A 13,882-nucleotide genomic window follows, 5' to 3' on the forward strand; every position below is an offset into this window, starting at 1 on the left:
GCCGAGAAGGCGCCGCGTCCGCGACCCCGGCGATACTCCGCCCGAAATCGAAATTCGATTTTCCATCCCGGAGCGCGGAACACAAAAGCGAAAAAGCCGCCGTGCGACAACCGAAGAATCGCCCTCCATGCCGGTTCTCCTTTTTCCCGGCGCCGCCTGCCGTACGGCCCGATCAGCCGTCGCGGGGGCCTGAAAACCGGTTGCGGGGCAGGAGCGAAACGCGGAACCCTCACCGGCGTGAAGATGCATGCCGACCAGCTGACGGTGTCACCGGAGACCGTGCGCGCCCTGGTGGACGAACAGTTCCCGCAGTGGCGGGGCCTGCCCGTCACCAGCGTCGCCTCCCATGGGACGGTCAACGCCATCTTCCGCGTCGGCGACCGCCTCACGGCCCGGTTCCCCCTGCAGCCGGGGCCGGTCGACGTGACGCGGCGCTGGCTGGAGTCCGAAGCGGAGGCGGCCCGCGAGCTGGCGGCCGGCACCCGCTTTCCCACGCCCGAGCCGGTCGCGCTCGGTGAGCCCGGAGCGGGATATCCGCTTCCGTGGTCGGTGCAGACGTGGCTGCCCGGCACCGTGGCGATTGACGAGGACCCGGGCGAGTCGGCCGCGTTCGCCCACGACCTCGCCGATCTCATCACCGACCTGCGCGCGGCCGGCACGCGTGGCCGTACGTTCTCCGGCAAGGGCCGGGGAGGCGACCTCAGGTCCCACGACTCGTGGATGGAGACCTGCTTCGAGCGCAGCGAAGGACTGCTGGACGTTCCCCGGCTGCGCCGGATGTGGGGGACGTTCCGGAGTCTGCCGCGCGAAGCGGCCGACGTGATGACCCACGGTGATCTCATTCCCGGCAACGTGCTCGTGTCCGACGGCCGGCTGGCCGGGATTCTCGACGGCGGCGGGTTCGGGCCGGCCGATCCCGCCCTCGATCTCGTGAGCGCCTGGCATCTGCTGGAGGCGGGGCCGCGCCAGGTGCTCCGTCTCGACCTGGGATGCGACGACCTCGAGTGGGAGCGCGGCAAGGCCTGGGCCTTCGCACAGGCGATGGGGGTCGTGTGGTACTACCTGGAGACCAACCCGGTCATGAGCCGCATGGGCCGGCGCACCCTGGAGCGCATCCTCGCGGACGACGGGCCTGCCTGAGCCCGCGCCCCGCGCCCTGCCTTGCTACTGGACGCCGCGATCGGAGCCAGGGCTCAGCCGCGGGTGACGCTGACGCCGCCGAAGACGCTGTAGTTGCGGACGCGGACGACACGGCCGGAGGCGCCCGGCGTTCCCGGCTCCACGGTGCGGCCGCCGAACAGGCTGACGCCCTCGACCTCCACCATGACGTCGGCGGGCACCCGCAGCCGCACGCCGCCCACGATCGACACCTTCGTCACCGAGGTGACCTCCACGATCCGCGCGTCGCTCAGGTCGAGGTCGGCTCCCCCGACGGAAGTGACGACGACCGTGTCCGCGGGCATGCTCCCCGGCCCCCTGCGCTTCAGGCCGCCGATGAGGGAGATGTGCCAGTCCGTACGCTGCGATGATGTCGTGTTCGTCATGACCTTCACGGTACGGATCGGCCGATGCGGCGATAAGTGCCGCGCGTCGCGTCTTGACCCGTGACACCTGTCATATCCGCAGCTCAGCCGCCAGCAGGCCGGGAAGAAGCCGGGAAGGTCCTCCAAGCCTCCCGGCCACGAGCCGCCGCGACCTCCGCCTCCGGCCCCACGGGAACCATCAGCGGAGACGACACGCTCCCCTGGCCACCAGGAGCGAGTGATTCGCGGGGCAGACGCGGTTACTCGCCGTGGGTGGGTACACGTGGGGAATGACCTGGTGGAATGCGTGGTCATGGCCGGTGACCACAATGGGGCCGCGCCGATGAACGACGAGATCGCGCACGGAGTAGCCCACGGTGAGCCGTCGATCCTGGTGTTCGACGTCAACGAGACGTTGATCGACTTCGAGTCGATGAACCCGCTCTTCCAGCGCGTCTTCGGCGACGCCCGGGTGATGCGCGAATGGCTCGGCCACCTTTTCATGTATTCGATGACCATCACCGCAGCAGGCCTTTACGAGCAGTTCTTCACCCTGGGGCAGGGGCTGCTCAGAATGCTCGGCGACATCCATGGGGTGAAGGTCACCGACTCCGACACCGAACAGATCAGGCGGGGCATGCTGACCATGCCGGCCCATCCCGACGTGGAGGTAGGCCTGACCCGGCTCGCGGACGCCGGTTTTCGCCTGGTGACGCTCACGAACTCGCCTCTCGACCCCGGCGGCCGGAGCCCGCTGGAGCACGCCGGCCTCGCGCACTTCTTCGAGCGGCAGTTCAGCGTCGACGCGGTTCGCGCCTACAAACCGGCTCCCCGGGCCTATCACCTGGTCACGCAGTCCCTTCGGGTTCCCCCGGCCTCGTGCTTCATGGTCGCCGCGCATCTGTGGGACACGATGGGCGCGCAGAGCTGTGGCTACACCGCCGGCCTGATCACCCGGCCGGGGAACGCCCTGCTGCCCGTCGAGTCCCTTCCGAGGCCGAACCTGGTCGCGTCGGACTTGCCTGGCCTGGCCGATCAGCTCATCCGGTTTCGGCGGTGACGGCGCACCCCACATGGCGCCTTCACCTCGATGACCACGTGGCCCGCCACGGGCTCGGGCTCCGGCGACTCCCGGTACACCAGACACTCCGGCCCGCCGAATCTCTCGATCACGATGGCACGCATGGCGGCCCCAGACGTCGCAGGTCGAGCACCGGGTCGGCCGCCTCAGTGAGCGTGCGTGTGATCTGAGATCGGCGGCGGACGTCCGCCGCTCCTTCGCGTTCCGGCGGACGGACGGCCGGGAAAGGACCGGCCCGATATCGCGTTTGTAACCTTGACGTTACCTGTGGCCGGTGCCATAGTGTGGGCAGTTGATCAAGATCAACCCCGCTCCCGACTCCCCTCCACCATCCACGACCCCGCTGACGCGATTGTCGTTGTTAACGCTAACAATTCGCGGCCAGTGGATGCCTGCCGAGTGCCGGCCGAGACGTCCGGCGCGGGATCGTCCATGCCCGCGTGACGGTGTCCGCGGTCGCGTCACCCAACGCATCGGCAGGCCACGCCCCCGCACGTTCGACTCAGTCGAGCACAACGCATGGAGGAGTTCATCCAACATGTTCAGACCCCCCAACGGACGCGGACGCCTCGGAACCCTGGCCGCCCGTACGGCGACCGCGCTGGCGCTGATCGGCGGCGCGCTCGCGGTGACGCCGCAGGCGCAGGCGGCGCCGCCCGCCGCCCCTGACCGGCCGCAGGGCCCCTGTGACATCTACGCCGCCGGCGGCACGCCCTGCGTGGCCGCCCACAGCACCACGCGCGCGCTGTACTCGTCCTACAACGGCCCGCTCTACCAGGTCATGCGCACCTCGGACAACGCGACCAGGGACATCGGCGTCGTCCGCTCCGCCGCCCACCCCTCCCCGGACTCCGGCGGATACGCCGACGCGGCGGCGCAGGACGCGTTCTGCGACCACGTGGTCTGCGTGATCACCAAGATCTACGACCAGTCCGGCACGGGCAACGACCTCTATCAGGCTCCGCCCGGCACGTTCCGGGGCCCGGCCGTCGGCGGCTACGACACCCTCGCGATCGCGGACATGGCGCCGATCACGATCGGCGGCCACAAGGCCTACGGCGTGTACATCATGCCGGGCATGGGGTACCGCAACAACAACGCCACCGGCCTCGCGAAGGGCGACGAGCCGGAGGGCATCTACTACGTCATCGACGGCACCCACTACGACAGCGGCTGCTGCTTCGACTACGGCAACTCCTCGACGAACAGCCGCGCCGTGGGCACCGGCACCATGGAGACCACGTACTTCGGCACCGCCACCGCCTGGGGCAGCGGCAGCGGCCCCGGCCCGTGGATCATGGCCGACATGGAGGCGGGCCTGTTCTCCGGGTACAACGCGAAGCAGAACCCGGCCGATCCGACCGTCGACTCCTGGCGGTTCGTCACCGCGGTCGTCGACGGCGGCGGCGGGAACCAGTGGGATCTGCGAGGCGGCAACGCCCAGGACGGCCCTCTGACGACCTTCTACAGCGGAATCCGTCCCGGCTCGCTGACCAACAGCAGCTACTACCCCATGCACAAGAAGGGCGCGGTCCTCCTCGGCACCGGCGGCGACAACGGCAACGGCTCATCGGGCACCTTCTACGAGGGGGTGATGACGAAGGGCTACCCGTCGGAGGCCACCACGGACGCGGTGCAGGCCAACATCGTGGCCGCCAAGTATGACGTGACGCGTCTGTCGCTGTCGCGGGCCACCACGTTCACCCCGCGCTCCGCGCAGGACGTCACCGAGACGTTCACGAACACCACGGGCTCGGCCGCGGTGGGCGTCAAGCTGAGCCTGTCCACTCCCGTGGGATGGACCGCCTCGGTCAAGGACACCCGCGACAAGTCGGCGGCGTTCCCGTCGGTCGCACCGGGTGAGAGCGTGAGCGCGACCTTCACGGTCACCTCCGCGGACAGGACCGACGCCGGCTACCTGACCGGCAGAGCCGAGTGGACGAACCCCTCCGGCCCGGTGAAGGGCCGCCAGTCCGCGGAAAGCGCGCAAGCCGTACGCAACGTCCTGCCCATCAAGATCAACGAGGTCCGGTTCCGTACGAGCGCCAACTCGACCGACCAGTTCGTGGAGCTCTACAACCCCTCCGCCGACGAGGTCGACATCTCCGGCTGGACCCTGACCACCACCCCGAGCGGCTCGCCCGGCACCACGCTGGCCAAGATCCCGGCCGGGACGCGGCTCGCGAGCGGCGCCTACTACCTGCTGGGCCTCGCCGGCTCCGGGCTGGCGGCTCCCACCGGCCCCACGGACGCCACGGTCAACGTCAGGAGCACGACCGGCTTCGCGGCCGGCCAGCAGATCGACATCGACACCGGCCGCGAGCGGGAGACCCGCACGATCCAGTCGGTCGGGACGGCGGCCGGCCCGGCGACGACGCTGTTCGTTCCCGTGTCCACCGGGCCGTGGATCACGGTCCCCGCCCACTCGACCAACGTGCCCGTCACCAACGCGACCGGTTTCACCGTCGGCGACAGGATCGGCATCGATTCGGGCGACGACTACGAGGTGGCCACGGTCACCGCGGTCGGCAAGGCGGCCACGCAGACGACCCTGTCGGCCGACGCGGCCGCGGGCGCGACCAACATCAAGGTCGCTGCCGACGCCAACATGACCGTCGGCGACACCCTGACGGTGGACACCGGCGAGAACAAGGAGACCGTCACGGTCGCGAACGTCGGCACCACCGGCGCGGGCGGCACGGGCGTCGACCTGACCGCGCCGTTGCGGCTCGCCCACGCGTCGGGCGTCGACGTGTCCGACCCCGGCACGGGGATCAGCTTCTCGCCGCCGACCCGTCACCCGCACACGAGCGGCGTGCCGGTGCAGGCGCTGGGCGGCGGCCTCACGCTCGACAAGCCGGTCAAGGCCCACCCGATCGGCGCGGCCGTGGTCAATCCCCTGATCACGACGGCGGGCTACCAGGGAACGCCGGCGCCCGACCAGTGGTTCGGGAGCGCCCTGTCCACCAGCGCCGGTTCCATCGCGCTGCTCGACGAACGAGGCGGCGTGGTCGTCGACGCCGTCGTCTACGGCTCCCAGCAGAGCAGTTCGAGCGGCAACGGAACCATCGCCACTCCTGAACTCGCCGTCATGGAGGCCGACCAGGGCAAGGGCGGCTGCATCACCGTTGTGGCCGGCGCGGCCGCGGGCGCGGGCCGGAGCAACGCCCGCTGGCCCGACGGCACCGACGCCGACAGCCTCTGCCACGACTTCGTCACGACCACCGTGCCCACGCCGGGCGGGCCCAACACCAAGTAGCCCGATCGGTCCCTGAGCACCTGCGGTGCCCGCGGCTCACCCGCGGGCACCGCGTCCCGAGTCCGGCACGGAGGGCGTGTCTTCTCGACCGGTACGACCGGCGCCCGATAGGAGTAGGGATCTCTCCCCTTCCTGATCGAGATCGGTGATCGATGGTGCCAGGGGCGGGGACGCGCAGAGAGCTCCTGGTCTCCAGGCGCTGGATTCAGGCTGCGGCACTGGTGGCGGTGTTCGGGTTCTTCGTCATGGGCTTGCTCGCCTACCGTACGTACACGGTGGAGCCGCCCGTGCCACGGCTCGTGGTGGGCGAATCCGGGCAGCGGTTGTACGCCGGCCGCGACGTCGCCGACGGGCAGAAGGTCTTCCTGGCCAACGGGCTGATGCAGTACGGATCGGTGCTCGGGCACGGGGGCTATCTCGGGCCGGACTACACGGCCGACTACCTGCGCCGTGCCGCCACCGCCGCCCTCCGGGCCCGCGGCGGCGGCGACCGGGCCCGTGAACAGGTCAGGCAGGAGTTCCGCGCCAATCGCTACGACCCCCGCTCGGGGGTGCTGACCTACACGAGGGCGCAGGCGGACGCCTTCACCGCTCTCGTCGATCACTACCGCGACTACTTCGCCGACCCCCGCACCGACAAAGGACTGCGTCCGTACGCGATCACCGACCCGCGGCAGATCCACCAGCTGACCGCGTTCCTGTCCTGGACGGCCTGGATCGCCTCGGCGGAACGCCCCGGCGCGGCCTACTCCTACACCAACAACTGGCCCGCCGAGCCGCTGGTCGGCAACGCGCCCACCGCCGACACCGTGCTGTGGAGCGTGGTGTCGCTGATCGCCCTGCTGGTCGGCATCGGGGCGCTGTTCGGAGCGGTCGGCCGATGGGGCGGTCATCTGGGCTGGCGAGGCCGTCAGGCGGAGGCCATCGAGTTCCGCTCCCCCGACCAGGTGGCGCTCACGCCCGCGCAGCGGGTCACCGCGTACTTCTTCCTCGTCGTCGCACTGCTCTTCCTCGCCCAGGTGTTGCTGGGCGGTGCGACGGAGCATTACCGAGCCGATCTCACGAGCTTCTTCGGCCTCAACCTGGCCGAGCTGCTGCCCTTCAACCTGGCCCGCACCTGGCATCTGCAGCTGTCGCTGTTCTGGGTGGTGGCCGCCTTCCTCGCGGCCGGCATCTTCCTGGCTCCGCTCATGGCCGGAGCCGAGCCGCGCGGGCAGGGAAAGCTCGCCTGGACGCTCCTGGCGGCCCTGGCCGTCGTGGCCTCCGGCTCGCTGATCGCGGAGGGGCTCAGCATCCACGGGCTCGTCCGGCCGGGCGACTTCTGGGGCAGCCAGCAGTTCGAATGGCTCGACCTCCCCCGCGTCTGGCAGATCCTGCTGGCCTCCGGGATGGCGCTGTGGGCGGTCATGATGTGGCGGGTGCTGCGCACGACCCTGGCGAGGGACAGCCGCGGCAACCTGCCCTGGCTGTTCTTCCTGTCGGGCCTGGCGATCCCCGGCGTCTACGCCGTCGGGCTGCTGGCCCGCCCGGGCGACACCTTCACCGTCACCGACTTCTGGCGGTTCTGGGTGGTGCACCTGTGGGTGGAGGACTTCCTCGAACTGTTCACCACCGTCATGGTCGCCTACATGTTCGTCCAGCTGGGCGTGGTGCGGGAGCGGGTCGCCCTCGTGGTGATCTATCTCGACATCATCCTGTACTCGGCGGGCGGCGTGATCGGCACCATGCACCACCTGTATTTCAGCGGCACGCCCGTGGAGCACCTCGCGCTGGGCGCGTTCTTCTCCGCGATGGAGGTCGTTCCCCTGACCTTCCTGACCGTGGAGGCGTGGTCGTTCGTGCAGCTGGGGGCGCGCCAGCACCTGGAGTCGCGCACCCCGTTCCCGCACCGCTGGGCCGTGATGTTCCTGGTCGCCGTCGGCTTCTGGAACTTCCTCGGCGCGGGTGTCTTCGGCTTCCTGATCAACCTCCCGATCGTCTCCTACTACGAGATCGGCACCGGTCTGACGGCCAACCACGCGCATGGCTCGATGATGGGCGTCTACGGCATGCTCGCCATCGCCCTGGGGCTGTTCGCGCTGCGCTACCTGATCCCCGCCGGCCGATGGCCGGAGAAGTGGGCCAGGGTCTCCTTCTGGTCCCTCAACATCGGCCTGGCCTGGATGTGCTTCGCCACCCTGCTGCCGCTCGGGCTCCTACAACTGCACGAGTCGGTGGCTTCCGGATATTTCGAGGCGCGCTCGCTCGGCTACCTCACCGGTCGCACCAACACGCTGCTGGAGTGGCTGCGACTGCCCGGCGACGCGCTGTTCATCGTCGGCGGCGTGCTGCCCTTCTGCTGGATCGCCTGGCTTGGCGTACGCCACCGGGGCCGCCGGGCCGCGACCGACCCGGCCACCGGGCTCACCCCGGCGCCCCGGCTGTCGGACGTCCGGGAGCGGGTGGACACCGCATGATCGGTCCCTTCACCACGGAGGCGGTCCTGGCGTACGGCTACGCGGCCGCGCTGCTCGCGGCCGCCGCCGGGCTGGACCGCCTGGCCCGCCACGTCGCCGGGCGATCCGAACGCCACCGCACCGGGGGCTTCACCTATCAGCCCGAACGCGACGCCTGGGTGTGCCCGGCCGACCAGACGCTCTGGCCCGTCGGTCAGGACCGGCACCACCGCTTCTACCGGGCCAGGCCCTCGGTCTGCAACGCCTGCCCCCGCAAGCCCGACTGCACCCCATCGCGTCGCGGGCGGGAGATCGTGCGGGCGCTGCGGCCCTGGCCGCACTCCGAGGCGGGGCGCTTCCACCGCGGGCTCGCCCTCGTGCTGGTCGTCCTGGCCGCCTCGCTGACGCTCATCGAGGCGGTGCGTCACCCCGCCTGGCCCGACCTCGCCCTGGCCGCCGCCGCGCTCGCGGCCACCGCCATCACAGGATGGTGGCTGACCGGCCACCTGCGCGGCACCCCCGCGGCCTTCCCCGAGCCCGGGCAGGGGCCGCCGAGCCGCGACCGATACACCACCGTCTGGAGGCCGGAGTGATGATCTGGGTTGCCGCCGTGTCGGCCCTTCTCCTGGTCGGCGCCCTGACAGGAGTTCGGGTGCTACGCGAGTACGAACGGGCGGTCGTCTTCCGGCTCGGCCGGGTGCTGCCCCTGCGAGGGCCCGGGCTCGTGGTCCTGATCCCGCTGGCCGACCGGATGGTCCGCGTCGACCTGCGGACCATCGCCCTCACCATCCCGCCGCAGGAGGCGATCACCAGGGACAACGTGCCCGTCCGGGTCAACGCGGTCGCCTACTTCAAGGTTGTGGACCCGGTCCGGTCGGTCAACGAGGTGGAGAACCACGCAGTCGCGACCTCCCAGCTCGCCCAGACCAGCCTGCGCTCCGTGCTCGGCCGCCACGACCTCGACGCCCTGCTCGCCGAGCGCGACCGGCTGGGTGAGAGCCTGCAGAAGGTCCTCGACGACCAGACCGAGCCCTGGGGCGTGAAGGTCGACCTGGTCGAGATCAAGGACGTCGAGATCCCTGAGGCGATGCAGCGCGCCATCGCCCGTCAGGCCGAGGCCGAACGCGAGCGCCGCGCCAAAGTGATCAACGCGGAGGGCGAGGTCCAGGCCGCGCGGAATCTGCGCGAGGCCGCGCGTACCCTGTCGGCCGACCCGGCCGCCATCCAGTTGCGCTACCTCCAGACCCTGCTGGAACTGGGCGGTGAGGGCCGATCGACCATCGTCTATCCGGTGCCGGTCGACCTGCCCGCCCCCTCGCCGGGGGCCTCACCCATGCTTCCCGCCGCTCTCGCCGCCGCCGCTACTGCGAGCGGCTGCGCCTGCGGGCGGGAGCGACGGCCTTCCTGAGGCGTCAGGGTCGCCTTGTGGGCTGCCGGCCACGGAGGGGCGGGCGCGAGCCGGCGCGGTCGTCCCGCTCGACCACCATGATCTCGGGGAATACGGCCCGGCACCGGCGCATCGCGGTCTGCCGCCGGCGACCTCTCGACGCCTCAGCCGGACAGGGCGAAAACGGGTGGGAGACACATACCGAGTTGCGCGTACACCTGCAGCTGGTCGTAGTAGAAGCGCTGACTCGCGATCAGATCGTCGACCACGTTCCAGAAGCAGGAGCAGCGCGCACTGATGGAACGGCCCGTCGCCTCCAGCACCTCACCTCCGATGAGGAGATACGGCCCCGTTTGCGCGCCGCAGGCCACCATCTCGGTCGCAATCGCATCCTCGCATGCGGTCTTCTCCCACCGGGTGAAGCGGAGGTCGGGAAATGCCTCCCACATCTGCGTGCAGTAGGAGCCGATCTCCTGAGGGTTGCCCGCCTCCATGTCCGGCCATGTCGCGACCGCATCCGGCCGATAGCAGCGCATCACCGCGTCCACATCATGGTTGTTCAGCGCGGTGATCAGCCGGTCTACCACATCGGCCATCGAAGGACCCCCTTCCACCAGATTACGGAGACAGGGGCAATGAGAAGCCAAAAAGGACCTCCCCCAGACCGCGTCCTCGGAGCGGTGGAATAACGCGACGAGGTAAGCGCCGTGAGTGGATCTCAGGCGGCCTCGGCCACGGGTGCCAAGGCGGGTCATCGGCCGGACGGGCCGATGTGCGCGACCGCCTCATGCGCCGGGGATGAGGACTTTCGGCCGTTCCCGCGCGGGGGCGGCCGCCCGGACGGTTGAGTCATGACGATCCTGAGCACGCACCCCCGTCCGATTCCCCGGCGCCGGGAGGACGAACAGGAAGACGAAGAGGACCGCGACCGGGCGACGGGTCCGCTCGCGCGGCTCGCGGTGCGGGAGGCCCTGCTGGAGGCGTTCGCCGACCTCGTGGACGACGTCCGCCTGGCGGAGGTGGACGGCATGGCGCACGTCTACGTGTCCGTCCGCCTCACCGCCTCCACCTGCCCGGAACGCATCCGGGCCATCGCCCGTGAGGCGTACCGGACCGTCGGCGGCGAACCGGTGGTGGCTCACGTCTCCACGGCCTGCCCCGCTCGTGGACGCCGGTGACGTCCACGACACGCTCCCGGGGCGGTAGGACTCACGCCGCCGAGCGGCGCAGCGCCTGCTCGGGCGCACCGTGACCGGCGGCCGGCGGCGCCGGGAGCGAGACGGGGGTCAGGCTCTCTTCGAGGTGCGGTGCAGACGCAGGGCGGAGATGAGGAAGAAGACGCCGCCGGCGGTTGCGTAGCCGGCGAGGTTCGTCAGCGATGCGGTCGGCGTACCGGCCTGGAGGATGAACGTCGTCCCGGCGATCGTGGAGATCGCTCCACTGAGGATCATCGCCCATTGGCCGCCGAGCCCGCGTCGGCTGACGGCGACGATGAGCTGCACGATTCCGGCGGTGATCGCCCAAGCGCCCCAGACGCGCAGCACCGCGGGCACGCCCGAGCCGGCTGTGACGACCAGGCCGACGGCGGTGAGCAGGCTCAGGGCCAGGTTGACGTACAGGGCGGCGGTGGGGCGCGCGGTTGTCGAGGAGCGCAGATCGACGATCGCCGCGGCGACGTCGAACAGCGGGTAGATCACGAGCAGCGCCGTGCTCACCGGACCGGAAGCCCCGGCCAGGAACAGCAGGACCGCCCAGATGAGGGCGAATCCGAATCGCACCACATAGAGGTTCCGCAACGCCACAGCGGTGCGGCCGGCGTTCATGACAGCGACGGTGGTCATCGTCTCCCTTTCGGCAGGACAGCGAGGTAGAATGACTAGTAACTCTACCTCGCCGACAGTAGCTCGGCTGTGAGGTCGGGTGCAAGTGGCGAGAAGGAGGGACGCGTATGATCTCGAGCATGAACAGCCCCATGCGTGAGCGCCTCATCGAGGCGGCCACCGAGCTGTTCTACGCGCAGGGGCTTCGCGCGGTGAGCGTCGACAAGGTCATCGACCTCGCCAGTACGACGAAGGTCACCTTCTACCGGCACTTCAAGAGCAAGGACGACCTCGTCGTCGCCTACCTCGAACGCCGCGCCGCGCTGGAGCGGGACGGCATCGGTGAGGCGATCAAGCAGGGCGGCGGCGACGTCGATGTCACCCTGCGGGCGATCTCGGAGGCGATCGGGATCATCGCCTGCGCGCCCGGCTTCCGCGGCTGTCCCTTCATCAACGCCGCCGCCGAATACCCCGACGCGGACAGCCCGATCCGCAAGGCCGTCGACGCGCATCGCCGCTGGAACAAGACGACGTTCGAACAGCTCATCGCCCCGCTCGGTATCACGGACGCCGCAGAGGTCGCCGACGACCTGATGCTGATCCGTGACGGCGCCATGGTCGCCGGATACCTCGACCAGCCGGCGAACGTCGCCGCCTCGTTCCTCCGCAGCAGCCGGGCCGTCATCGGCGCCGGCGACTCGACCGGGAGATGAGCGGGCGCACGCGGAGGGCGCCTTCACCGGGCCGGGCTCGGCCGCCGGCCGTTCCGTCACCGATCTTGTGGACGGATATTCTGGCAAGATCACTACATGGTGAGGTTAGCCGGGACGCTTCTGGCGACGGTGCTGCTTCTCAGCGGTAGCGCCGGCCTGAGGGGACGGCCCACGTTCGGGGAGAACGCCGCACGGGCCGTCTCCACCTGGCGGACGAGCGGGGCCGCGACGATCTGGCGTACGGGTTTCGTCCCGTTCGAGGACCTGAGCGCGATGCCTCGGAAGGTGCGCGAAAAGATCGACAGTGATGAGGAGTACGGCTGGGTCGTGGCCGGTTCGTGAAGACCTCACGCGGTATGGCGACCGTACCCGCCTGGCGGCTGCACTTCTCGAACCTTCCCGGCCCGATAGACCACGTCGCGGTCGATCAGAAGGCGATCGGCACGATCGAGGACGCCGTGGGCGACTACCTGCTGGTCGACGAGCAGATCACAGCCGTGGAGGTCCTCGACGAACGCACACTGCTGGTGAGTTACGACTACGGCTCGTGCACCCTTGGACCGCTCCCCGTCAGCCTGCGAGTGCGGGAGGAGCCGGACGTGGTGGTCCTGGGGATCGACATCCCCTACAGGGCTCCCGGCCCGTGCGCGGGCGTCGGCGAGTTCGGCAAGGGCGTCATAAGGCTCGATGAGCCGCTGGGTGACCGCGTGGTCGTGGACGCGATAACCGCACTGCCTGTCCTGTGCCGTCGTGCGCAGAACACCTGCCGCGCCGGGAACGGGTGACATCGTTCCGTTCGCCCCGTGATGCGGGAGCAGTGGCGGCGTAACCAGCGCGCCGCCGTCCTGGCTGCCGCCGAGGAGCCGTCCGGGACACGGGCGGACGGCCGGTGGTCGAAGCACGCGCACCCGGCGCGAACGCCCCGTCTGACGGACTCGGACCGAAAGTCCCACGATCACGGGACTTCGAGCCGACCTCAGGGTGCCGTACGGCTCCTGCGGCACGGCCGGTGATCGCGGTTTCCTTGAGATGTCGAAAAGAGAGAAAAAACATTGAAAGGGGCCGGTCATGGCCACCATCGAAGGGCGTAACCAGAGGAATCACCGCCTCCACGCCGGCGCTCCCACCGTCCCCGCCCCCCGCACGAACGGCGAGACGATCCCCGCCGCCACCACGGGCGCCGGCCCGGTCCGGTACGTGTGGGCCGCCGCCCGCATCGCCGTCGGCTGGGTGTTCCTGTGGGCCTTCCTGGACAAGCTGTTCGGCTGGGGTTTCGCCACCCCCGCCGCCAAGGCCTGGGTCAACGGCGGAAGCCCGACCACCGGCTTCCTCAAGGGCACCGCCGACCACACCTTCGGCGGCCTGTTCACCACCCTCGCCGGCCAGCCCTGGGTCGACTGGCTGTTCATGATCGGCCTCGCCGGCGCCGGCATCGCCCTCACCCTCGGCATCGGAATGCGCATCGCCGCCGCCGCCGGCGGACTGCTCCTGCTCATGATGTGGGCCGCCGAACTCCCGCTGACCACCAACCCCTTCATGGACGAGCACATCGTCTACGCCATCGTCCTGGCAGGCCTCGCCCTCACCGGCGCCGGCACCACCCTCGGACTCGGCACCCAGTGGGCCGCCACCCCCCTCGTCCGCCGCTTCCCGATCCTCAAGTA

At 70.1% G+C, this 13,882-nt stretch carries 14 protein-coding genes; 11 read left to right on the forward strand and 3 right to left on the reverse strand.

Annotated features, from left to right (window positions below):
* Window positions 1-243: 243 nt before the first annotated feature.
* Entirely contained in the window at window positions 244-1,140 is an 897-nt protein-coding gene (locus BXA11_RS32965; RefSeq protein ID WP_076440898.1) for an aminoglycoside phosphotransferase family protein, read from the forward strand.
* A 53-nt stretch (window positions 1,141-1,193) separates the two neighbouring features.
* Here BXA11_RS32965 and BXA11_RS32970 read toward each other — a convergent pair whose 3' ends face one another.
* Entirely contained in the window at window positions 1,194-1,544 is a 351-nt protein-coding gene (locus tag BXA11_RS32970; protein WP_143734668.1) for a hypothetical protein, read from the reverse strand.
* Between the two features lie 262 nt (window positions 1,545-1,806).
* On the opposite strand from BXA11_RS32970, the gene BXA11_RS32975 reads away from it, so the two are divergent.
* From BXA11_RS32975 to BXA11_RS32995, 5 genes are all read left to right on the forward strand, one after another.
* Window positions 1,807-2,583 (forward strand): haloacid dehalogenase type II, encoded by a 777-nt coding sequence (locus BXA11_RS32975; RefSeq protein WP_204053812.1) that lies wholly within the window; start codon window positions 1,807-1,809, stop codon window positions 2,581-2,583.
* Window positions 2,584-3,142: 559 nt separating this feature from the next.
* On the forward strand, window positions 3,143-5,863 hold the full coding sequence (locus tag BXA11_RS32980) for an arabinofuranosidase catalytic domain-containing protein (protein WP_076440857.1): 2,721 nt from the start codon (window positions 3,143-3,145) through the stop codon (window positions 5,861-5,863).
* 221 nt (window positions 5,864-6,084) lie between these two features.
* Window positions 6,085-8,319: a nitric-oxide reductase large subunit gene (locus tag BXA11_RS32985; protein ID WP_208865589.1), complete on the forward strand. Its 2,235-nt coding sequence runs from the start codon at window positions 6,085-6,087 to the stop codon at window positions 8,317-8,319.
* Window positions 8,316-8,891: a hypothetical protein gene (locus BXA11_RS32990; RefSeq protein ID WP_076440860.1), complete on the forward strand. Its 576-nt coding sequence runs from the start codon at window positions 8,316-8,318 to the stop codon at window positions 8,889-8,891. The genes BXA11_RS32985 and BXA11_RS32990 overlap by 4 nt, the downstream gene beginning before the upstream one ends.
* The gene (locus tag BXA11_RS32995) at window positions 8,891-9,706 is read left to right on the forward strand and encodes a slipin family protein (protein WP_076440902.1); all 816 of its coding nucleotides are present in this window, start codon (window positions 8,891-8,893) and stop codon (window positions 9,704-9,706) included. Before BXA11_RS32990 ends, BXA11_RS32995 begins: the two co-directional genes overlap by 1 nt.
* Window positions 9,707-9,849: 143 nt before the next feature.
* Here the strand turns inward: BXA11_RS32995 and BXA11_RS33000 are convergent, their stop codons facing one another.
* Complete coding sequence (locus tag BXA11_RS33000; RefSeq protein WP_076440862.1) at window positions 9,850-10,281, reverse strand: nuclear transport factor 2 family protein; 432 nt, start codon at window positions 10,279-10,281, stop codon at window positions 9,850-9,852.
* Window positions 10,282-10,536: 255 nt separating this feature from the next.
* On the opposite strand from BXA11_RS33000, the gene BXA11_RS33005 reads away from it, so the two are divergent.
* Complete coding sequence (locus BXA11_RS33005; protein ID WP_076440864.1) at window positions 10,537-10,863, forward strand: hypothetical protein; 327 nt, start codon at window positions 10,537-10,539, stop codon at window positions 10,861-10,863.
* Between the two features lie 108 nt (window positions 10,864-10,971).
* Here the strand turns inward: BXA11_RS33005 and BXA11_RS33010 are convergent, their stop codons facing one another.
* Window positions 10,972-11,526 (reverse strand): hypothetical protein, encoded by a 555-nt coding sequence (locus BXA11_RS33010; RefSeq protein ID WP_076440866.1) that lies wholly within the window; start codon window positions 11,524-11,526, stop codon window positions 10,972-10,974.
* A gap of 119 nt (window positions 11,527-11,645) precedes the next feature.
* On the opposite strand from BXA11_RS33010, the gene BXA11_RS33015 reads away from it, so the two are divergent.
* From BXA11_RS33015 to BXA11_RS33030, 4 genes are all read left to right on the forward strand, one after another.
* Window positions 11,646-12,218 (forward strand): TetR/AcrR family transcriptional regulator, encoded by a 573-nt coding sequence (locus BXA11_RS33015; protein WP_239105111.1) that lies wholly within the window; start codon window positions 11,646-11,648, stop codon window positions 12,216-12,218.
* A 96-nt stretch (window positions 12,219-12,314) separates the two neighbouring features.
* The gene (locus tag BXA11_RS33020; protein WP_076440870.1) at window positions 12,315-12,560 is read left to right on the forward strand and encodes a hypothetical protein; all 246 of its coding nucleotides are present in this window, start codon (window positions 12,315-12,317) and stop codon (window positions 12,558-12,560) included.
* Between the two features lie 14 nt (window positions 12,561-12,574).
* Complete coding sequence (locus tag BXA11_RS33025) at window positions 12,575-13,003, forward strand: hypothetical protein (protein WP_076440872.1); 429 nt, start codon at window positions 12,575-12,577, stop codon at window positions 13,001-13,003.
* Between the two features lie 283 nt (window positions 13,004-13,286).
* Window positions 13,287-13,882 (forward strand): hypothetical protein (locus tag BXA11_RS33030; protein ID WP_239105112.1); only part of this gene is annotated, 596 nt, incomplete at its 3' end.

Source organism: Microbispora rosea (assembly GCF_900156315.1).
Lineage (GTDB): Bacteria > Actinomycetota > Actinomycetes > Streptosporangiales > Streptosporangiaceae > Microbispora > Microbispora rosea.

Coding starts and splice junctions, on each gene's coding strand:
- BXA11_RS32970 (WP_143734668.1), bottom strand. CDS start 1,544: ATGACGAACACGACATCATCGCAGCGTACGGACTGGCACATCTCCCTC.
- BXA11_RS33025 (WP_076440872.1), top strand. CDS start 12,575: ATGGCGACCGTACCCGCCTGGCGGCTGCACTTCTCGAACCTTCCCGGC.
- BXA11_RS32980 (WP_076440857.1), top strand. CDS start 3,143: ATGTTCAGACCCCCCAACGGACGCGGACGCCTCGGAACCCTGGCCGCC.
- BXA11_RS33015 (WP_239105111.1), top strand. CDS start 11,646: ATGAACAGCCCCATGCGTGAGCGCCTCATCGAGGCGGCCACCGAGCTG.
- BXA11_RS33010 (WP_076440866.1), bottom strand. CDS start 11,526: ATGACCACCGTCGCTGTCATGAACGCCGGCCGCACCGCTGTGGCGTTG.
- BXA11_RS32990 (WP_076440860.1), top strand. CDS start 8,316: ATGATCGGTCCCTTCACCACGGAGGCGGTCCTGGCGTACGGCTACGCG.
- BXA11_RS33005 (WP_076440864.1), top strand. CDS start 10,537: ATGACGATCCTGAGCACGCACCCCCGTCCGATTCCCCGGCGCCGGGAG.
- BXA11_RS32995 (WP_076440902.1), top strand. CDS start 8,891: ATGATCTGGGTTGCCGCCGTGTCGGCCCTTCTCCTGGTCGGCGCCCTG.
- BXA11_RS33000 (WP_076440862.1), bottom strand. CDS start 10,281: ATGGCCGATGTGGTAGACCGGCTGATCACCGCGCTGAACAACCATGAT.
- BXA11_RS33020 (WP_076440870.1), top strand. CDS start 12,315: ATGGTGAGGTTAGCCGGGACGCTTCTGGCGACGGTGCTGCTTCTCAGC.
- BXA11_RS32965 (WP_076440898.1), top strand. CDS start 244: ATGCATGCCGACCAGCTGACGGTGTCACCGGAGACCGTGCGCGCCCTG.